Origin of the sequence: Halomonas sp. SIMBA_159, from assembly GCF_046536035.1 — a bacterium.
Taxonomy (GTDB): Bacteria; Pseudomonadota; Gammaproteobacteria; order Pseudomonadales; family Halomonadaceae; genus Vreelandella; species Vreelandella venusta_A.
Window position 1 is genome coordinate 1 of sequence record NZ_JAWJBT010001018.1, and the last position, 256, is coordinate 256.

The following is a 256-nucleotide window of genomic DNA, read 5'->3' on the forward strand; positions in this document are numbered from 1 at the left end:
GCTCGAAGGCAAAACTATGCGTCTGTTGCGTAATAAAGTGACCGACGCCGAAATTGCTGAAGTGCTGGCGCGTTGGACGGGGATTCCGGTTTCTCGCATGATGGAAAGCGAGCGCGAAAAACTGCTGCGTATGGAGCAAGAACTGCACCATCGCGTAATTGGTCAGAACGAAGCGGTTGATGCGGTATCTAACGCTATTCGTCGTAGCCGTGCGGGGCTGGCGGATCCAAATCGCCCGATTGGTTCATTCCTGTTC

The 256-nt window shown here is 53.9% G+C and carries 1 pseudogene; it reads left to right on the plus strand.

What is annotated here, in order from left to right:
- Window positions 1-256 (plus strand): annotated as a pseudogene (locus R0J87_RS22340) (hypothetical protein); the annotation flags it as partial.